Source organism: Burkholderia sp. SRS-25 (assembly GCF_004343765.1).
GTDB classification, from domain to species: Bacteria; Pseudomonadota; Gammaproteobacteria; order Burkholderiales; family Burkholderiaceae; genus Burkholderia; species Burkholderia contaminans.
On sequence record NZ_PTXM01000019.1, the window covers coordinates 181,074 to 199,606 of the forward strand.

Genomic DNA, 18,533 nt, shown 5'->3' on the forward strand with positions numbered 1-18,533 from the left:
AACGCCGTTCGCGATGGCGGCGCGATGCCGCCGCTCCCCGATTGACCAAGACGCAGGCCCGCCTCGACGGGCCCGCTGCGTGCCGCCGCCTCGCGATGGCCCGGCACGACTGGAAGGAACCCATGAACACTTCGATCGCATCGGCGGCCCCGCGCCGCCGCAGTGCGCTCGCGCTCGTCCTGACGGCCAGCATGGGGCTGTCCGGATGCGCGCTGGCGCCAGGCATGAACATGAACGCACCGCATCCCGGCCGCCTCGCGGACGAACCCGTCGGCACGCCCGCGGCCGCTACCCGGACGGTCGTCGCGCCCGCTGCAACCCGGATCGCCGCCGATGGCCGCACGGCGGCCCCGTCGCACGTGCCGCCTGCCGCCGCCACGATGCCGCCGATCGTCACCATCGACCCGGCGCTGATCGCACACCAACGCGCGGCGCGCGACGCCGCCGTCGCGGCGCTCGAGCAGCCCGCTACGCCGCAGGCGCCGGCCTACCGGATCGGCCCCGGCGACGTGCTGCAGATCACCGTCTGGGACCACCCCGAGCTTGCCGCCGCGCAAGGCGCCGCGCCGCAGGCGCCGGCGCGCGCGGCGGACCCCGTCGCGGGCTTCGTCGTCGACGATCGGGGCAACCTGACGTTCCCGTACGCGGGCACGCTGAAGGTCGCCGGGTTGACGGCCGCCGATGCGCAGGCCCGCGTGAAGCGCGTGCTCGGCACGATCTATCGCGACCCGCAGCTCACGCTGCGCGTCGCGTCGTTCCGCTCGCAGCAGGTGTACATCGACGGCGAAGTCCACACGCCGGGCGCACAGCCCGTCAACGACGTGACGATGACGCTCGCCGATGCGATCGCACGCGCGGGCGGTTTCACGCCGACCGCCGACCAGAGCGACGTGACGCTCGTGCGCGACGGCACGCCCGTGCGCATCGACCTCGCACGCCTCATCGAGCAGCACCGCGATCCGTCGCGCATCGTGCTGCGCGGCGGCGACCTGCTGCGCGTCGGCGCGCGCGACGACAACGGCGTCTACGTGATGGGCGAGGTGAACCGCCCGATACTCGCGCTGCCGAAACGCAACGGCCGCCTCACGCTCAGCGACGCGCTGCTGCAGGCCGGCAGCATCAACTCGAATACGGCCGACGCGGCGCAGATGTTCGTGATTCGCGGCGCGGACGGCCACGCGCCGACCGTGTTCCATCTCGACGCGCGTTCGCCCGTCGCGATGGTGCTCGCGAACCGCTTCGAGCTGGAGCCGAAGGACATCGTCTACGTCGACGGCAACGGGCTCGTCCGCTTCAGCCGCGTACTGAGCCTGCTGTTGCCGAGCGTGAATACGGGCGTCGCCGCCGGGATCGCCGCGAAATGACCTTGCCCCCGCTCCCCCGCCTGCTCGTCGTGTGCGAAGGCAACGTCTGCCGCAGCCCGCTCGCCGCGGCGATGCTCGCGGCGAAGCTGCCGCGCGCACGGGTCGGGTCGGCCGGCCTCGCGCCGCCGCCGGGCCGCCCGGCCGACCCGCTGGCCCGCGACATGGCCCGCGCGCGCGGCCTCAGCCTCGACGGCCACACGGCCCGCCCCGTGACGACCGCGATGAGCGCGCAGGCCGACCTGATCTTCGTGATGGATCACGCGCAGCGTCGCGCACTCGAAGCGCGCCATCCGCTCCTGCGCGGCCGCGTGTTCCGCCTCGGCGAATTCGCGCGTGTTGCCGACGGCACGCCGCCCGGCTTCGACATCTTCGATCCGTATCGCGGCACGCGCGACGACTTCGTGCGCTGCGCGGCGCTGATCGATCTCGCCGTCGGCAGCTGGCTGCCGCGACTCGCCGCGCGCTGGCCGCAGGCCGCCGCCTCTTTCCACGACTCACAGCCATGACGACTTCCGCCTCTCCCGAACGCGAGATCGACCTGATCCGCGTGCTCGACGTGCTGCGCCACGCGCGCTGGACCGTCACCGCGATCGCCGCGGCCACGCTCGCGGCCGGTGCGCTGTACGCGTTCGTCGCGCCGCCGACCTACCAGGCCGACCTGATGATCCAGACCGACGATGCGGCCGACGCCGCATCGAAGAACCTGCTCGGCGACGCCGCGTCTTTCTTCAACGTCGCCTCGCCCGCGTCGGCGGAGGCGCAGATCCTGTCGTCGCGGCTCGTCGTCACGCGTGCGGTGGAAGACCTGCGCAGCTACATCGTCGCGAAGCCGTCGCGCGTGCCGGTGCTCGGCGCATTCGTCGCGCGCTTCAACGACGGCGTCCTGCCGCCCGGCCTGCTCGGCTTCGGCGGCTACGCGTGGGGGCAGGAGCGGATCGACGTCAGCCGCTTCGACGTGCCGACGCGCGCCGAGGGCGATACGTTCCACGTGGTGCGCATCGACGCGACCCGCTACCGCCTGACCGGCGCCGACATGACGGCCGACGCGATCGGCACCGTCGGCACGGCGGAAACCTTCGCGACCCGCTACGGCCCGTTGCAGATCGAGATCGCCGGCTTCGACGCGTTGCCCGGCACACGCTTCCGGCTGATCCGGCAATCGCGTGCCGAGACGATCGACACGCTGCGCACCGCGCTCGACGTGCAGGAGAAGGTCAAGCAGTCGGGCGTGCTCGTCGCGTCGCTGCGCGGCGACGATCCGGCCAACCTCAGCGCGACGCTCAATGCCATCGCGAGCCGCTATGTCGAACAGAACATCGCGCGACGATCCGCGGAGGCCGAGCAGTCGCTGACGTTCCTGAACGGGCAGTTGCCGATCGTCAAGCAGCAGCTCGAACGCGCCGAGACGCGCTACGCGGGCCTGCGCAGCCGCACGGGTTCGGTCGATCTCGCCGAGGCCGGCAAGGTCGCACTCCAGCAAGGCGCCGATCTGCAGACACGCGCGCTCGAACTGCAGCAGAAACGCGACGCGCTGTCGCGACGCTTCCTGCCGACTCACCCCGACATGGCCGCGCTCGACGCGCAGCTCGCGACGCTGAGGCAACAGCAGGGCGCGCTCGATTCCCGCATCGCGCGCCTGCCCGCGCAGCAGAGCGAGGAAGTGCGCGCGCAGCTCGACGTAAAGGTCAACACCGACCTGTACACCGCGCTGCTGAACAACATCCAGCAGCTCGAACTCGTGCAGGCGGGCAGGACGGCCAGCGTACGCGTGGTGGACGCGGCCGTCGCGCCTGCCGACCCCGTGCGGCCGAACCGGCCGGTCGTGATCGCGGCGGCCGCGCTGGCCGGTCTCGCGCTCGGCCTGCTTGCCGCGTTCGTGCGGGAATTCCTGTACGGCGGCCTGAACGCCGTCGACGAGATCGAACGGCACACGTCGCTGCCGGTGCGCGCCGTGCTGCCCGCCGCCGCACGCCAGCGCACGCTGATGCGCGCGGTCGATGGACGCGCCGCCGGCCTGCACGTGCTCGCGTACGACGATCCGTACGAGCCGGCGATCGAAGGGCTGCGCAGCCTGCAGACCGCACTGCATTTCTCGCTCGCGGAAGTCGCGCGTCCGCTCGTGCTGGTCACCGGGCCGGCGCCGGGCACCGGCAAGTCGTTCGTGTCGGTCAACCTCGCCGCGGTGCATGCGGCGAGCGGCCGGCGCGTACTGCTGATCGACGGCGACCTGCGCAAGGGCTACCTGCACCAGTATTTCGGCCTCGAACGCGGGCCCGGCTTCGCCGAGCTGCTCGACGGCCGCTCGAATAGCGACGCCGCCCTGCCTCGCAGCGTCGCGCCGAACCTCGATTTCCTGCCGACCGGCGAACTGCCGGCCGCGCCGACCGCGCTGCTGCAACATGCGCGCGCCGGCGAACTGCTTGCGCGGCTGCGCGAACGCTACGACATCGTGATCGTCGATTCCGCGCCGCTGCTCGCGGCCACCGACGCGACCTGGCTCGACACGCATGCGGACGCGACGCTGCTCGTCGCGCGCGCCGGTTCCACCCGGGCCGGCGAGCTGGTCGAAGCCGCGAAGCGGCTGCCTCACCGGACCGACGCGACGCTCGGCGTGGTGCTGAACGGCCTCGATCCGCGTTCGGGCGCATCGGCGTTCGGCTCGAAATTCGGCGGCTATCGCTACGAGGCGTATCGCTACACGTGCGACACGCCACGGTGCACGCACATCGCCCGCTTGCGGTCCGCGCTCCAGCGCCTGTTGACGAGGTCCGCATGAACGACATCGCCTTCGTCCCGTCGCAAGCCGACCGCGCGACGGGCTCCCCCTCCTCCGCCCGATCGCTGCCTTCGGCGCGCACCGTTGCACCGCTGCGCCTCGCGCTCGTCGTCGAAGCGGCCGGCGGCGGCGTCGCCGTGCACCTGACCGACCTGATCGCGGGGCTGCGCGCCCGCTCGAACGTCGAGATCCACCTGATCGCACCGCTCGGCGCACGCTTCGACGACGCGATGCTGGCCGGCGCGGCCGCTCAGTGCACGACATTCCACCGGCTGCCGCTACGGCGCGCCGTCGGCGCCCACGACCTGCGCGGCGTGCTCGCGTTGCGCCGGCTGCTGCGCCACATTCGCCCCGACATCGTGCACAGCCACAGTTCGAAGGCCGGCGCGCTTGCGCGGCTCTGTCGCGGCCCGTGGAAGCAGGTGTACACGCCGCATGCGGTCTATACGCTGAATCCGACCCTGTCGCCCGCGAAACGCGCGTTCTACGGCGGCATCGAGCGCGTGCTCGGTAACGCGTGTTCCGACGCGGTGATCGCCGTGTCGCAGGACGAAGCCGATCACCTGCACACGCTCGGCATCGCACGCGAGCGCATCCGTCTCGTCGAAAACGGCGTGACGCCGCCGCGCCTGCTCGCCGCCCAGGCCGCGCGCATCGCACTCGGGCTCGCCGACGACACGTTCGTCGTCGGCTTCGTCGGACGCTTCGATCATCAGAAGGGCGTCGATCGCCTCGTGCGCGTCGCACGCCTGCTGGACGCGCGCTACGGCAAGCGCGTGCAGGTCGTCGCGATCGGGTCCGGCGACTTCGACCGCGCGGCGGGCGACGAAGCACGCAACCTGCCCGCGAACCTGCGGATCGCGGGCCGCGTCGACGAAGCACGCCGCTACTTCTCCGCGTTCGACCTGCTTGCGCTGCCGAGCCGCTACGAGGGTTTTCCGTACGTGTGCCTCGAAGCCGTCGCCGCGCACGTGCCGATGGTCGCCACGCAGGTGTCGGGCGCGACCGAACTGATCGCCGCGCACCGCACGGGCCTGAGCGTGCCGAACAGCGACGACCCCACTGCGTTCGCGACGATGGTCGGCCGGCTGGTCGAGCACCCGGCCGCCTACCAGCAGATGCGCGACCAGTGCGCCCGCGCGTGCGCGCACTTCTCGGCGGACGCGATGGTCGATCGCACGCTCGCCGTCTACCACGATCTTCTCCAGGAAAAAGCATGACCCACCGCCCCGTTCACGTCGCGCTGCTGCACGCCTACAGCGCGCGCAACTCCGGCGACGGCTTGCTCGTCGAGCTGTCCGTCGCGCTGCTTCGCGATGCGTTCGGCCCCGATACGCAGGTGTCGGTGGTCGCCGCCGATCCGGCTTCGTTCCCCGCACATCCCGAGGTGCGGCCGGCGCCGGTCCTCGCCGCCGCCGGCACCGGGCGCCTGATCGGCGCACTCGCCACGGCGTTGCCCGTCAGCGCGAATCCGGCACTCGCGGGCCTGCGCGGCCTGCTGCGCGACGTCGACCTGATCGTCGGCGTCGGCGGCGGCTACCTGCGCGCGCGCAATGCCGTCGAAGCGCTCAAGCTCGAAGCCGGGCATCTCGTCCAGATGCGCGCAGCCCGCGCGGCGCGCAAGCCGGCCGTCTATCTGCCGCAAAGCATCGGGCCTGCGGCCGGCAACGCGCTGCTCGCCCGTCACCTGACCTCGCTGCTCGCGGGCCTCGATGCGGTGTTCGTGCGCGACGACCGGTCTGCCGGTTTCCTCGCCGCCAACGCCAACACACGACGCGCCCCCGATCTCGCGGTACTCGCGTTCGGGCGTCAAGCGTCGGGCCTGCGGCATCGCGCGGAATCGGCCGCGTCGACACCCGCGCACGTCGCGCTCGTGTTGCGCCGCCCGCCCGCGTGGAGCAACGCGCAGTGCGCGCGCTATCACGCGCAGACCGACGCGATGATCGAGCGCCTGAGCGCGTTCTGCCGCGTCACGTTCGCGGTGCAAAGCACCGGGCGCGGCAACGACGATGCCGCGTACTACCGCGAACGCGGCTTCGACGCTGCACGTTCGCTGAAGGACGTGCTCGCCGCCGATCAACCCGACGCGGTCGTGTCCGTGCGCCTGCACGGCGCACTCGAAGCGATCCTGCACGGCGTGCCCGCCTATCACCTGAGTTACGAGCGCAAGGGATTCGGCGCCTACGCCGATCTCGGGCTCGACCGCTGGGTCGCGAACGCGGCCGACTTCGATGCGCATGCCGTGTGCGACACGCTGTTCGCGCCCCACGCGCTGAGCCGCTTCTGGATCCAGGCCGAAACCGGGCTCGCGCGGCTCGGACAGGCACGCGAGAAGATCGTCGACACGCTCCGGGTCGCCGTCGACGGCGGAGTCGCGCGATGAACGCCGCGATGTCCCGCCTGATGTTGCGCGTCGGTGCGCTCGGCCTGAAGTTCGTGCTCACGATCGTGGTTGCGCGCACGCTCGGCTTCGACGCGGTAGCCGTTTATGGGTTCGCACTCGCGGTGTCGGTCGTCGCGTCGAAGGTGCTCGGCCTCGGCTTCAGCACGGAAATCAACCGGCGGCTGGCCGGCCCCGACCCGCGCGACGCGATTCGCACCTGCGTGCGGCTGTCCGTGCTGTATGCGGGCGCCTATCTGTTGCTGTGCGGCGCGGCCGCGCTGCCGGGCAGCGGGCGCATCGGCCAGGCGCAGATCGGCCTGCTCGCCGACACGCCGCTCATGCTCGTCGCATTCGTCGCCTGCGCGGAGCACGCGGCGCTCGAAGTCAACACGTGGCTGTTCTCGCTGCATCGTGCCCGTGCCGCGTCATGGCTGCTGTTCGTCCGCACGGGCGCATGGGCCGGCGTCGCGATCGCCGCGCTCACGGCTCGCGCGATCGATTCGATCGACGGGCTGTTCGCGATCTGGCTCGCGGCGGATGTCGGCGTCGTCGCGCTCGGCTGGATCCTGATCGCGCGCGCGGCACGCCAGTTGCCGGCGATGCCCGCGCTGTCGGCCACACGCGTGCGCCTCGCGACGGTCTGGCGCGACGGCGCACCGTTCTTCGTCGCGTTGCTGTTGCTGTCGGTGCTGCAATATCTGGAGCGCTTCGTCGCGTCCGCGCTGCTCGACGCGAACGAACTCGGCCGGTACGTATTCGTCTGGTCGATCGCGAATGCGATCCAGACGATCGCGTCCGCGACCATCGCGGCCGTGGCGGCCCCGCGCTTCGTCCGCGTGCTCGTCTGCCCGTCCGACGTCGCGTCGGCCTTCCGCGCGGAACTCGCGCACGCACTCCGCGCGTCGCTCGCGCTGACCGGCGCCGCCGCACTTGCGATCGCCGCGCTGCATCCGTGGATCTTCGGGCTCGCGCATGCGGGCGACGAGGGACCGTCGGTCGCCGTCCTCACGATCCTGCTGCTGTCGTTCGTCCTGCGCGCCGCCGCCGACGTGCTGTGGGCGGCAGCCGTCGCGTTGCGTGCGGGGCGCCTGGTCGCCGGCATCCTGGTCGTGCTGACCATCGCGTGCGTGCCGATGTCGATCGCGCTCGTGCACGACCAGCGCGCGCTCGGCGCGGCGGTCGCCCATCTCGTCGCGAGCATCGCGGTACTGGCGTGGCTCGCGTGGATCGTCACGTCGCGGCTGCCTGCCGTACGCGGCCGGCGAGCGGGAGCCGGCCGTGCTGCGTAACGTGATCGCCAGCGGCCCGCTGCTGAGCCGCGGCTTGCGCGATACCGTCGCCGCACTCGTCGCGCTGCTGTATGTCGGCGTGTATGCCAACGCGCGTGCACTGCTGCCGGAATTCATCTTCCGCGACGCGGACAAGATCCAGACGCAGATCGGCGGCGGCTCGACCTACGACGGCTCGTCGTTCGATGCAGTCGGCAAGCTCTATCAGGCGCTCGGTAACGCCGGCACCGCCGTGTTCGTCGTCGCGCTCGGCATTGCGACGATCGCAATCGCGTTGCGAAACGCCCGGCGGCTCGGCGAAGCGGCCGCGTATCTCGCGCTGATCGCACCGTGCCTGTTCTTCAACCTGTTCGTCGCGAGCAAGGACACGCTCGTCGTCGCGATGTCGATCGCGGTGCTCGCGGTCGTGCGCCTGCGCGGCACGGTCACGCCGATGCTGATCGCCGGGGCGCTTTATCTCGGCTACGCGGCGACGATCCGCAGCTACTTCGCGCTGATCCTCGCGATCGCGCTGGCGGCCTGGGCGTTTCGCCGGGCATCCGCACTTCCGCGCATCGCCGGTGCGCTGCTGGCCGTCGCCGTGCTGGTTGCGTTGCCGAACGCCGTTTACATGCTGCTTCAGCAGCCGCGCGACCTCGCTGTCGACTACCTCGTCTATGCGTCGCCGTTCGGCGCGCGCACGAGCTTCTACAACCCGTTCCCGCCCGATTCGTTCGTTCATTTCGTCGGCAACTACGCGTACTCGCTCGTCCGCCTCAACCTGCCGGTGCTGTTCTCGTTCGATCCGAAGGGATTCGCGATGCAGGCACTGATCGCGCTGTTTCTCGGCGCCACGTGGCAACGCGTGCCGGTGCCGACCGCGCACGACCGCGCCACCGCGTTCGGCCGCCACGGCGAGCTGCTTGCGTGCCTGCTGCTGGGCCATGTCGCCGTGTCGATGCTGTTCGAGCCCGATCTCGGCAGCTACCTGCGGCACCTGTCGAGCATCGCGCCGTTCGCGATCGTGCTGTGGTCGATTCGCGTGCGACGCGAGCCGGCGTGATTACCGCGCAGACGGCGTCGCGCCCAGCGATTCCCGCACGGCATCGAGCGCGGGCTTCGGCGACCGGTCCGCATGCACGAGCCCGTAGCTGCGCTGCGCGGCATCGCTCGCGTTTGGAGTGTCGGCCCATTCGTAGACCGAAATCAGCGGCGTATCGAGTTCGCCGCGAGCGTCGAGCAGCGTGCGCAAGCGCTGCGCCTGGCGCGGCTCGCCATCGGTGTTCATCGACGCTGCGCCGTCTTCGGTGACGATCGCGGGTACGCCGTAGCGCACGTCGATATCGTGCGCGGCCGCGCGGATCTGCGCGGGCGTCATCCCGTATGCGTGGTACGACACGGCGGCGAGGCAGCCCGACACCGGCGCGCGCATGCCCGCCAGCAAGCGAACTGGCACGCTGCCGGGCGACGGCGGCCGCGCAAACCCGAAGCCGACGACCGGCGTGGCAGGTCGATGTTCGGCGAGCCGTCGGCACAGCCCGTCCGCGAATGGCGGGAACGTGCGCGTCACGTCGCCGGTGGGCCAGTAACGGCTCAGGTCGGGTTCGTTCCATACTTCGACGGCCACGAGTTCGCGCTCATATCGCGCGGCCAACTGCGCGACCGTGTCGGCAAGCCGTGCGCCGGCAGCCGCGAGCATCGCCGTCTGGTCGTTGCCTGCGCCTTTCGCTCCCCCTTGCCCGAACGGCGCAAGCGCGCGGACGGTGAGCAACACCGGCAGATGGGCCGACCGCGCCGCCGTGAATGCCTCGTCGACCTGGCGACGGTAGTCGTCGCGGTCCAGGCGATCGGTCCACACGCCGAAGCGCACGAAATCGAATCCGGTCTGGCGGATCCGCCTGGCATCGTCCGCCGTGAATGACTGGATCTTTACCTGTACGCCGATGCGCGGCTTCTGTTGCGAAGCGGTGAGCCAGCGAGGCCGATCAGTGGTGGCCGCCTGGGATGCAGATGCCGCGCAAGCGAGCGCGGTGGCGATGAGCAGCGATGAAATCCGGAGCGTGGGCATCGGCGATTCGACGGTAGGGGTGAGCGAACGGCGGGGGCCGGCCGATGTGCGCCGCCTCGCCAGGGTATCGGGCGTCCATTGTTGCAGAGCGCCCGTCGCTTCACTATCAGACCGGTCCGAGCACTTCGTCGACCTTCCGGCTGGCCCGCGCCAATGTCGAGTGCCTCGCGCCGATTCGCTCAGGGCCGCGACAACACCAGCACGCGCCCACCCACGCGATGCAGCTTGAGCCAGCCCATGTCGGCGGTAAAACGCAGTTGCTGCAAGTTGAAATCGAACGGGGCCCGCTCGGCCGCCTTGATCACGGCATCGGCGATCCAGCGAATCAGCACCTTGCCCTCTTCGGTGGTTTGATGGCCGGTCTGGCCGCCGCAGAAATGGCGATTCCCGGCGTTGACCTGCATCTGCAACTGCATCCAGTGACCCGGCAGGCCCGGCAAGGTCCGGAACAGGTCGGCCACGCGCTGCGTCGTCAGGCTGCGCGCCCACAGTGCGCTGTCACCATCCGGCCGCTCAAGGTCGTGGCGGTCCGCAACCTGGGCCTGGCCCTTGATGTCGCCTTTCAGGGAGTCAGGTTTCGTCATGACGCTTTCCTCGTGAGGGGCCCTGCAGCGGGCCGGTTGAATGGACAAGGACTTCGGAGCACGGGCGGGCTGACGCACGGGGTACTTCGACCCCAACGTTCGCGGCTGCCCCAAACGACATGCCGGCGACACGCGCCGGCATCAGTGTGCGAACGGTTCGCACGATATCGTGCGGCGGAACGGTGCCTGCCCGATCCGACGGAACGATACGCCCATTGCAGGCATTCGTCGCCTGTCGGGTATGTCAGGCTCACTATCTGGAACCTGCCCTATTCGGACATCTGCGCCCTGTCGCCGGAGCATAGTGTCATCGGGCCTTCACGTGACGAGGAAGGGCATCGCTTCCCGGCAAACGCCCATGCAGCAAACAACGCTTTGATCGATTGATCGGGACATCAAATCGCGTTGAGTCCCCAATCACACCGTCGTGCAAATCCGGCCGCCACGATCGACACCCGGCTTGAGACGTGGCGCACCGCGTAGCAGTGCCGAGACGACATCGACACCCGATACACGGCCGCGCCGGACACCCCCAGCGCGGCCGCCAGCGCCCTTGTTACGCAACCGCCTTCACCGCCGGCTGCCCCCCAAAAAACGTCGCCTGCACCGCTTCGTCCGCGCGCGCATACGCGCGGTTGATCCCGCTGATCACCGCACGGATCGACGCGGTCGTCAGGTTCGCGTCGATGCCGACGCCGAACGCGCTGCCGCGCACGCCCGTGCCGGCCAGTTCCGCGATCGCGATCGCCTTCGCATCGGCGCCTTGCGACAACGCGCGCTCCTCGTAGTGCTGGATCCGCAGCGGCGTACGCAACGCATGCATCAGCGCATCGAGCGGGCCGTTGCCTTCGCCACGCAACACGCGACGCTCGCCGTGCACGTCGGCAGTCAGCACGATCGTCTCGCGGCCGTCGCGCTCGGTCAGCTCATGGCCGACATAACGCAGCGGCGCATCGCCTTCGACATATTCCTGCTGGAACAGCGACCAGATCTGCGCGCTCGTCACCTCGAGCCCGCTGTCGTCGGTCAGGCGCTGCACGGCCGCGCTGAAGTCGACCTGCAGGCGGCGCGGCAGCGCGACGCCATAGCTCTGTTCGAGCAGGTACGCGATACCGCCCTTGCCCGACTGGCTGTTCACGCGAATGATCGAGTCGTACGTGCGGCCGACATCGCTCGGATCGATCGGCAGGTACGGCATTTCCCACACGGCATCGGGGCGCTGCACCGCGAAGCCCTTCTTGATCGCGTCCTGGTGCGAGCCGGAGAACGCGGTGAACACCAGGTCGCCAACATACGGATGGCGCGGATGGATCGGCAACTGCGTGCATTCCTCGGCCGTGCGCGCGACTTCGTTGATTTGCGAGAAATCGAGGCCCGGATCGACACCCTGCGAGTACAGGTTCAGCGCGAGCGTGACGAGATCGACGTTACCGGTGCGCTCGCCGTTGCCGAACAGGCAGCCCTCGATCCGGTCCGCGCCGGCCATCACCGCGAGCTCGGCCGCCGCGACCGCGGTGCCGCGGTCGTTGTGCGGATGCACGGACACGATCAGCGCATCGCGGCGCGCGAGGTTGCGGTGCATCCATTCGATCTGGTCCGCGTAGAAGTTCGGCGTGCCGACTTCGACGGTGGCCGGCAGGTTCACGATCGCCTTGTGCTCCGGCGTCGGCTGCCACACGTCGAACACGGCGTCGCACACTTCCTTCGCGAAATCGAGCTCGGTCGCCGTGAAGGTTTCCGGGCTGTATTGCAGCGTGAAATGCGTGTCGGTCGCGGCGTCGGCGAAGCGCTTGATCGTGCGCGCGGCGTTCACCGCGAGGGTCTTCACGCCGTCGCGGTCGAGGCCGAACACGATCTTGCGGAATTCCGGCGCGGTTGCGTTGTACAGGTGCACGATCGCGCGCTTCGCGCCGCGCAGCGAGTCGAAGGTGCGCTCGATCAGGTCGTCGCGCGCCTGTGTGAGCACCTCGATCGTCACGTCATCGGGAATGTGGCCGCCTTCGATCAGCTCGCGCACGAAGTTGAAGTCGGTCTCGGACGCCGACGGAAACGCAACCTCGATCTCCTTGAAACCGATCGCGACCAGCATCTTGAACATCCGCATCTTCCGCGCGGCGTCCATCGGCTCGAACAGCGACTGGTTGCCATCGCGCAGGTCGGTGCTCATCCAGATCGGCGCCTGCGTGATCGTGCGCGTCGGCCATATGCGGTTCGGCAGGTTGACGGGCGTGAACGGTCGGTACTTCGTCGCGGGGTTCTTCAGCATCATGATGGTCGGTCCTCGGTCGGTGGGTCGGGTGAGCCGCGGCGCGCCATGGATCGTGGCGGCCGGCTGCGCGCGCAGCGGTCAAAACGGTAGCAAGCGGCACAACGGCAAAGCGGTACGGCGAACGACGGCCTTGGCGGTTGAGCGACCGGGACGGAGCGGAGCGATTCGGAAGAAGGACGAACTCAGGCGCCGGTCGACAACCGGGGCCAGGTCGGTGATGCGGGGGAAATCTGGCGCTTCAGGAACGAAGCAGATGGAAAGCGCGCAGCCGCAGACCCAGCCCGGAGAAACGGGCTAGTAGTCGTAGCGAGAAGAGGGGCTGGGCGGCTTGCATGGCCGAAATCAGATCACAGGGGGATGGGGGCTGTCAACGGGCCGAGTGCAAATGGCGCGGAATTTGACCGCTCAGAATCAGTCCTGTCCGATAGGCGGCGCACCGCGCCGTCGATATCCTTCATGGGTGCGGCGCCGGTGAGGCCCCTGTTCACGTTCGGAGTGAGTTGGTCTACGTACTTCGCCGGTTGCCGCACCCCCTCCTGTTGCAATCAATCGGGTTTCGGTGTGGGCGTTCGGTGGTGGCCGGTGGGCGCGGCCACGACTGAGATGCTGATGTTGAAACCAACGCTGCCATATGCGAACGCCGAGCGTCCGCGCCGAAGCCCGATTGCTTCCCGCCGCCTCCGCTGCCTCGCCTGCGCAACCGAGCATCATTCAGAAAATCGATACACACGCCGATATAGTTTCCTGAATATATCGAAATAGGATCCATTAAATACATTTCACTCAATCGATTAACCTCCATTTTCGATTTACTGAACAATAGCGATTCCCCGGCGAATATTTTTTTATTTATTTTTCGGCATGCTCGGTACGTCGCATTTCAAACAGCAAACGTTTGCGCGACACGGCTTTAAGCCTTACCCATCATCCCTCAGGAGGAAAGCATGGCCGATTCTCAAACGTCATCCAATCGCGCCGGCGAGTTTTCGATTCCGCCGAATACCGATTTCCGCGCGATTTTCTTCGCGAATGCCGCCGAGCAGCAACACATCAAGCTGTTCATCGGCGACAGCAAGGAACCCGCCGCGTATCACAAGCTGACGACGCGCGACGGCACGCGTGAAGCGACGCTGAATTCCGGCAACGGCAAGATCCGCTTCGAAGTGTCGGTCAACGGCAAGCCGTCGGCCACCGACGCGCGCCTCGCGCCGATCAACGGCAAGAAATCGGACGGCTCGCCGTACACGGTCAACTTCGGGATCGTCGTGTCGGAAGACGGCCACGACAGTGACTACAACGACGGCATCGTCGTGCTCCAGTGGCCGATCGGCTGACCTGACGCGCGTCTGACGCGCATCTGACAGCTCACCTCCGCCGGCCGCCTCCGGGCCGGCCGGCGATTGCGCGCCGCCTTCAGCGGCACCTCACCTTTTGCATCGAAACCCGCCCTACCAACGGAGACATCCATGCCCCTCCTTTCGGCTACGATCGTCAGCGCGCCCGTGGCGACATCGGAGACTTACGTCGACATCCCGGGCCTGTACATCGACATCGCCAAGGCAGAGATTCGAGACGGGAAACTGCAGGTCATCCTCAACGTGCCGACGCCTTATGCGACCGGCAACAACTTCCCCGGCATCTACTTCGCGATCGCGACCGACAAGGGTGTCGTCGCGGACGGCTGCTTCACCTATTCGTCGAAGGTGCCCGAAGCCACCGGGCGCATGCCGTTCACGCTCGTCGCGACGATCGACGTCGGCACCGGCGTCACGTTCGTGAAGGGGCAGTGGAAAAGCGTGCGCGGCAGTGCAATGCACATCGATTCGTACGCGAGCCTGTCCGCGATCGGGGGCACGGCCGCGCAGTCGTCGTCGCAAGGCAGCGGAAGCGGCGAAACCGGCGCGGGCGGCAACACGGGCAGCACGGGCGGCACGGGTAGCGGCACGATCGGCGGCGGCGGCGAGCGCGACGGCACGTTCAACCTGCCGCCGAACATCAAGTTCGGCGTCACCGCGCTCACCAATGCGGCGAACGACCAGACGATCGACATCTACGTCGACGACAACCCGAAGCCCGTCGCCACGTTCAAGGGCGCCGGCGTGCAAGACCAGAACCTCGGCACCAAGGTGCTCGACTCCGGCAAGGGGCGCGTGCGCGTGATCGTGATGGCGAACGGCAAGCCGTCGCGGCTCGGCTCGCGCCAGGTCGACCTCTTCAAGAAGTCGTACTTCGGGATCGTCGGCTCGGAAGACGGCGCCGACGACGACTACAACGACGGCATCGTGTTCCTGAACTGGCCGCTGGGCTGAACACGATGACTCACGGCGCGCCGACGTGTGCGCGCCGTTGTCGAATCCGCAATGGCGACGGGGCCAACCACACATTGCGAACCGATTCATTCGAGCAATCAGTCGCAGTTCCACTGCTGTACTCCGTGCGCGGCAACGGCGAAATCCATTCGCCGGCCGCGCAACGCGAAACATTTCATCGAGACGAGGACGACATGTCACAACCGTTTACCCATGACGATCTGTACGCCCTGCTGCAACTCGCCGGCAACGATGCCACCGCCGTCCAGGCGAACGGCGACCAGGCGGTACTCGACCGGATGCGCCAGTTCGTGACCGCGCAGCTCGTGGAAAAGTTGCCGCAATACGATGTGTTCGTCGACATCGCGACAATCCCGTACAGCTTCGACGTCGGCAGCTGGCAGAACAAGGTGAAGGCCGATGCGGCCGGGCAAGTGGTCGCCTGCACGGTGACGTGGGCCGGCGCGCCCGGCGTGCTGCCCGGCGCCGCGGCAAAGTTCGGCGTCGGTGCGGTGGTCAATTACTTCTCGAAAGCGACGCCGCAGCCGCAGCCCACGCAGCCGGGTACCACGACGTCCGGCGGGGGCGAACGCGACGGCGTCTTCAACCTGCCGCCGAACATCGCGTTCGGCGTGACCGCGCTGGTCAATTCGTCTGCACAGCAGACGATCGAGGTCTTCGTCGACGACAACCCGAAACCGGCCGCGACGTTCCAGGGCGCCGGCACGCAGGACGCGAACCTGAACACGCAGATCGTGAACTCCGGCAAGGGGAAGGTGCGCGTGGTCGTGACGGCGAACGGCAAGCCGTCGAAGATCGGCTCGCGCCAGGTCGATATCTTCAAGAAGACCTACTTCGGTCTGGTCGGGTCGGAAGATGGGACGGACGGTGACTACAACGACGGGATCGCGATCCTGAACTGGCCGCTGGGCTAAGCGGCGCCACGCTGCAACCCGTCATCGCCACGCCGCCCGGCGTGGCGATCCGCGTGGCTGCCCCTGCCCGTCCACGCCACGCAAGAACGATCAAACGCCCCCGCCGCCGATACCATATAGTCCGCCCGACACGCTCATTGGAAAGCCATGAATCCGGTAGGACAAGCACTCTGGTTTATCGAAACCAAACTGGACCGCGAACTGACGCTCGACAGGATTTCCGCCCATTGCGACATGACGCGCTTCGGCTTGTCGCGCCTGTTCTCGATGAACACCGGCTGGCCGGTGATGCGCTATGTCCGGTCGAGGCGGCTCACGCGTGCGGCGCACGCACTGGCACAAGGTGCGCCGGACATCCTGCAGGTGGCGCTCGATGCCGGCTATGGCTCCCATGAGGCGTTCACGCGCGCCTTCCGCGACCTCTTCGGCATGACGCCCGAAGACGTGCGGGCACGGCGCACGCTCGACGGGTTGTCTCTTATGGAGCCGCTTCGCATGAAAGAACTGAAGATCATCGACGTTGTACCGTCACGTTTCGAAACCGCCGGCAAGCGGCTGATCGCCGGCATGAGCGACCGCTACACGTTCGAAACCAACGAAGGCATTCCGGCGCTGTGGCAAGCGTTCATCCCATACATCGGTACCCTTCCCGGCCAGGTCGACGACGTGACCTATGGCGTGTGCTGCAACCCGGATGCGGATGGCAGCTTCGAGTACATCGCGGGGGTGGAAGTTACGAGCCGTGACCGGTTGCCCGCACCATTTCGTTGGGTCGAACTCGAACCGCAGCGGTATGCGGTCTTCGAACACGTCGGGCATATCTCCACGCTGCACCAGACGTTCTACAGCATCTGGAACGGCTGGCTGCCGAAGTCGGGATTCAAGGCGGTCGACGCGCCCGAATTCGAGCGCTACAGCGCGGACTACGATCCGGTGACGGGCGCCGGCGTGCTGGAAATCTGGCTGCCGGTCGAACCTGCCGTGTAAGCGGTTTGCCCTGATCGGCCGCGACGGCGCGCGTCGCGACCGGCACCTCGCCAATCGTCACCCGGCACGCGGCCCGGCAGGCTTCGACATCGCCACCGGCTGCACCCACTCGACCGACGCCAGGCGCGTACGCGCATCGAGCACCACGCGGTTGAACGCGACGCGCCGCTCCCCCTTCAGCTTCGCTGCCTTGCCCGCCTGTACCAGCGCGACCGGGTCGACGAGCCGGGCATGCCGCCGGACCTCGAAGTGCAGATGCGGCCCCGTGGCCGTGCCCGTGCTGCCGACCGCGCCGACCCGCTGGCCGCGCGCGACCCGCGTGCCGGCTCGCAGGGTCGGCTCGAATGCCGACAGGTGCGCGTAGTACGACGCATAGCCGCCATCGTGACGAATCACCACGTACTTGCCGTAACCGCGCGGCTCGGTGCCGATGAACGTCACGACGCCGCGCTCCGATGCATGAACCGCACGCCCGGCCGGTGCCGCGAGATCGACGCCGGAATGCACATGACGCGCGCCGGTGACCGGATGCACGCGCGCGCCGAAATGCGAGCTGATCCGTTTGGCGTTGACCGGCATCGCAAACCGCGAGCCGGCAAACGGCATGCCGTCGAGATCGTAATAGGCGCCCGGCGAGCCCGCCTCGGCCGCAAACCACACGGCCGCGACGCGCTGGCCGCGCAAGCGAAGCTCGAGCGCCGTCACGCGCACGCCACCCGGCAGCGTCGCACTGTCGTCCGGTTCGTAGGCCACGCGGAAGGTGTCGCCGAGTGCGCCGCGCTGTTTCAGGTCGACGCGACCGGCGAGCATGCGGGTGATCTGCGCGGCAACGCCGGCCGGCAATTCGGCGCGCGTCAGCGACGCCTGCAGGCTGCCGACGATCGCGCCGCCACGCGCGCCGCGCTCGGCTTGCGCAAGCACGAACGGCTCGGCGGCGGCAAGATCGACGGGACGCCGTTTGACCGCGGCCAGCTCGCCCGTTACGGGCAACGCCGACGCAAGGCCGTAATCGAATCTCGATGCGTACGCGCGTTCGACCGCCCCGCGCGCCGCGTCGCACAGCACGCGGTAAGCCACGCACGCACCGAAGCGCGCCACGGGGTCGTCGCGTTCGCCGGCCGTCGGCACGGACAACGCATGCGACGCATAGGTAACGTCGAGCGGCCCGGCCGTCGATGCGTGCAAGCCGCCCCACGTCGTGCGCGCGGCATTGAAAAAGGGCACGTCGACAAGGTCGGCCATCACGGGCTCAAACGGCGCAGCATCGTGCGACGCATGGGCCACCATACCCGGCGCGCCCGCCACGCAGGCCGCCGCGATGACGCCGCGCAGCAACGCGCGGTGCATCGGGAATCCGTGAACGCCGCGCTGCGCGGGTTGACCTTGTTCGCGTGCGAGACGGAAACGCAGGTCTAACCGCATGACGTCGTCACTCGCTGTCTATCAATGAGAAATCGGGAAAAAACCGGGTATCGCGGAGGAACGATCGTCGCGACCCGGCAACGTAAAAGCAAGTGTATCGGCGCGATCGAATCGGCTGAATAGGACTAGTCTCATTTGAAAGAAAAGCCGCTTCGTACTAAACCGAAA

General features: G+C 68.4%; 15 protein-coding genes. 11 read left to right on the forward strand and 4 right to left on the reverse strand.

Features of this window, described 5'->3' with window-relative positions; all coding sequences use genetic code 11:
* The first annotated feature begins 122 nt into the window (after nucleotides 1-122).
* The 7 genes from C5O79_RS26285 to C5O79_RS26315 are packed head-to-tail and all read left to right on the forward strand — an operon-like array spanning nucleotide 123 to nucleotide 8,854.
* The gene (locus C5O79_RS26285; RefSeq protein ID WP_131931854.1) at nucleotides 123-1,364 is read left to right on the forward strand and encodes a polysaccharide biosynthesis/export family protein; all 1,242 of its coding nucleotides are present in this window, start codon (nucleotides 123-125) and stop codon (nucleotides 1,362-1,364) included.
* Nucleotides 1,361-1,870 carry a low molecular weight protein-tyrosine-phosphatase gene (locus C5O79_RS26290; protein WP_122474676.1) on the forward strand — a complete coding sequence of 170 codons (510 nt, stop codon included), beginning with the start codon at nucleotides 1,361-1,363 and terminating at the stop codon, nucleotides 1,868-1,870. The genes C5O79_RS26285 and C5O79_RS26290 overlap by 4 nt, the downstream gene beginning before the upstream one ends.
* Nucleotides 1,867-4,140: a polysaccharide biosynthesis tyrosine autokinase gene (locus C5O79_RS26295; protein ID WP_131931856.1), complete on the forward strand. Its 2,274-nt coding sequence runs from the start codon at nucleotides 1,867-1,869 to the stop codon at nucleotides 4,138-4,140. Before C5O79_RS26290 ends, C5O79_RS26295 begins: the two co-directional genes overlap by 4 nt.
* Nucleotides 4,137-5,360 carry a glycosyltransferase gene (locus C5O79_RS26300; RefSeq protein WP_131931858.1) on the forward strand — a complete coding sequence of 408 codons (1,224 nt, stop codon included), beginning with the start codon at nucleotides 4,137-4,139 and terminating at the stop codon, nucleotides 5,358-5,360. The genes C5O79_RS26295 and C5O79_RS26300 overlap by 4 nt, the downstream gene beginning before the upstream one ends.
* A complete protein-coding gene (locus C5O79_RS26305) occupies nucleotides 5,357-6,523 on the forward strand; it encodes a polysaccharide pyruvyl transferase family protein (protein WP_122474673.1) in 1,167 nt (388 codons plus the stop codon). Before C5O79_RS26300 ends, C5O79_RS26305 begins: the two co-directional genes overlap by 4 nt.
* Nucleotides 6,520-7,812, forward strand: coding sequence for an oligosaccharide flippase family protein (locus C5O79_RS26310; protein ID WP_131931860.1), 1,293 nt, complete (start codon nucleotides 6,520-6,522; stop codon nucleotides 7,810-7,812). Before C5O79_RS26305 ends, C5O79_RS26310 begins: the two co-directional genes overlap by 4 nt.
* Nucleotides 7,802-8,854 carry a hypothetical protein gene (locus C5O79_RS26315; RefSeq protein ID WP_131931862.1) on the forward strand — a complete coding sequence of 351 codons (1,053 nt, stop codon included), beginning with the start codon at nucleotides 7,802-7,804 and terminating at the stop codon, nucleotides 8,852-8,854. Before C5O79_RS26310 ends, C5O79_RS26315 begins: the two co-directional genes overlap by 11 nt.
* Here the strand turns inward: C5O79_RS26315 and C5O79_RS26320 are convergent, their stop codons facing one another.
* The 3 genes from C5O79_RS26320 to leuA form a co-directional block, all read right to left on the reverse strand.
* Nucleotides 8,855-9,859, reverse strand: a complete 1,005-nt coding sequence (locus tag C5O79_RS26320; protein ID WP_131931864.1) for a beta-xylosidase — start codon at nucleotides 9,857-9,859, stop codon at nucleotides 8,855-8,857.
* A gap of 179 nt (nucleotides 9,860-10,038) precedes the next feature.
* Nucleotides 10,039-10,443 carry a peptide ABC transporter ATPase gene (locus C5O79_RS26325; RefSeq protein ID WP_131931866.1) on the reverse strand — a complete coding sequence of 135 codons (405 nt, stop codon included), beginning with the start codon at nucleotides 10,441-10,443 and terminating at the stop codon, nucleotides 10,039-10,041.
* Between the two features lie 556 nt (nucleotides 10,444-10,999).
* On the reverse strand, nucleotides 11,000-12,709 hold the full coding sequence (gene leuA, locus C5O79_RS26330; RefSeq protein ID WP_163009043.1) for a 2-isopropylmalate synthase: 1,710 nt from the start codon (nucleotides 12,707-12,709) through the stop codon (nucleotides 11,000-11,002).
* Nucleotides 12,710-13,656: 947 nt separating this feature from the next.
* Here leuA and C5O79_RS26335 point away from each other — a divergent pair.
* From C5O79_RS26335 to C5O79_RS26350, 4 genes are all read left to right on the forward strand, one after another.
* Nucleotides 13,657-14,046: a fucose-binding lectin II gene (locus tag C5O79_RS26335; protein ID WP_043178912.1), complete on the forward strand. Its 390-nt coding sequence runs from the start codon at nucleotides 13,657-13,659 to the stop codon at nucleotides 14,044-14,046.
* A gap of 132 nt (nucleotides 14,047-14,178) precedes the next feature.
* Nucleotides 14,179-15,021, forward strand: a complete 843-nt coding sequence (locus C5O79_RS26340) for a fucose-binding lectin II (RefSeq protein ID WP_122474667.1) — start codon at nucleotides 14,179-14,181, stop codon at nucleotides 15,019-15,021.
* Nucleotides 15,022-15,215: 194 nt separating this feature from the next.
* On the forward strand, nucleotides 15,216-15,956 hold the full coding sequence (locus tag C5O79_RS26345) for a fucose-binding lectin II (protein WP_131931868.1): 741 nt from the start codon (nucleotides 15,216-15,218) through the stop codon (nucleotides 15,954-15,956).
* Nucleotides 15,957-16,103: 147 nt separating this feature from the next.
* A complete protein-coding gene (locus C5O79_RS26350) occupies nucleotides 16,104-16,943 on the forward strand; it encodes an AraC family transcriptional regulator (RefSeq protein WP_046548973.1) in 840 nt (279 codons plus the stop codon).
* A gap of 57 nt (nucleotides 16,944-17,000) precedes the next feature.
* Here the strand turns inward: C5O79_RS26350 and C5O79_RS26355 are convergent, their stop codons facing one another.
* Nucleotides 17,001-18,365 (reverse strand): M23 family metallopeptidase, encoded by a 1,365-nt coding sequence (locus C5O79_RS26355; protein WP_131931870.1) that lies wholly within the window; start codon nucleotides 18,363-18,365, stop codon nucleotides 17,001-17,003.
* Between the last annotated feature and the right edge of the window lie 168 nt (nucleotides 18,366-18,533).

What these genes read in the sequence shown, in the direction of transcription:
- C5O79_RS26285 (WP_131931854.1), top strand. Translation starts at nt 123, where the DNA reads ATGAACACTTCGATCGCATCGGCGGCCCCGCGCCGCCGCAGTGCGCTC.
- C5O79_RS26290 (WP_122474676.1), top strand. Translation starts at nt 1,361, where the DNA reads ATGACCTTGCCCCCGCTCCCCCGCCTGCTCGTCGTGTGCGAAGGCAAC.
- C5O79_RS26295 (WP_131931856.1), top strand. Translation starts at nt 1,867, where the DNA reads ATGACGACTTCCGCCTCTCCCGAACGCGAGATCGACCTGATCCGCGTG.
- C5O79_RS26300 (WP_131931858.1), top strand. Translation starts at nt 4,137, where the DNA reads ATGAACGACATCGCCTTCGTCCCGTCGCAAGCCGACCGCGCGACGGGC.
- C5O79_RS26305 (WP_122474673.1), top strand. Translation starts at nt 5,357, where the DNA reads ATGACCCACCGCCCCGTTCACGTCGCGCTGCTGCACGCCTACAGCGCG.
- C5O79_RS26310 (WP_131931860.1), top strand. Translation starts at nt 6,520, where the DNA reads ATGAACGCCGCGATGTCCCGCCTGATGTTGCGCGTCGGTGCGCTCGGC.
- C5O79_RS26320 (WP_131931864.1), bottom strand. Translation starts at nt 9,859, where the DNA reads ATGCCCACGCTCCGGATTTCATCGCTGCTCATCGCCACCGCGCTCGCT.
- C5O79_RS26325 (WP_131931866.1), bottom strand. Translation starts at nt 10,443, where the DNA reads ATGACGAAACCTGACTCCCTGAAAGGCGACATCAAGGGCCAGGCCCAG.
- leuA (WP_163009043.1), bottom strand. Translation starts at nt 12,709, where the DNA reads ATGCTGAAGAACCCCGCGACGAAGTACCGACCGTTCACGCCCGTCAAC.
- C5O79_RS26335 (WP_043178912.1), top strand. Translation starts at nt 13,657, where the DNA reads ATGGCCGATTCTCAAACGTCATCCAATCGCGCCGGCGAGTTTTCGATT.
- C5O79_RS26340 (WP_122474667.1), top strand. Translation starts at nt 14,179, where the DNA reads ATGCCCCTCCTTTCGGCTACGATCGTCAGCGCGCCCGTGGCGACATCG.
- C5O79_RS26345 (WP_131931868.1), top strand. Translation starts at nt 15,216, where the DNA reads ATGTCACAACCGTTTACCCATGACGATCTGTACGCCCTGCTGCAACTC.
- C5O79_RS26350 (WP_046548973.1), top strand. Translation starts at nt 16,104, where the DNA reads ATGAATCCGGTAGGACAAGCACTCTGGTTTATCGAAACCAAACTGGAC.
- C5O79_RS26355 (WP_131931870.1), bottom strand. Translation starts at nt 18,365, where the DNA reads ATGCGGTTAGACCTGCGTTTCCGTCTCGCACGCGAACAAGGTCAACCC.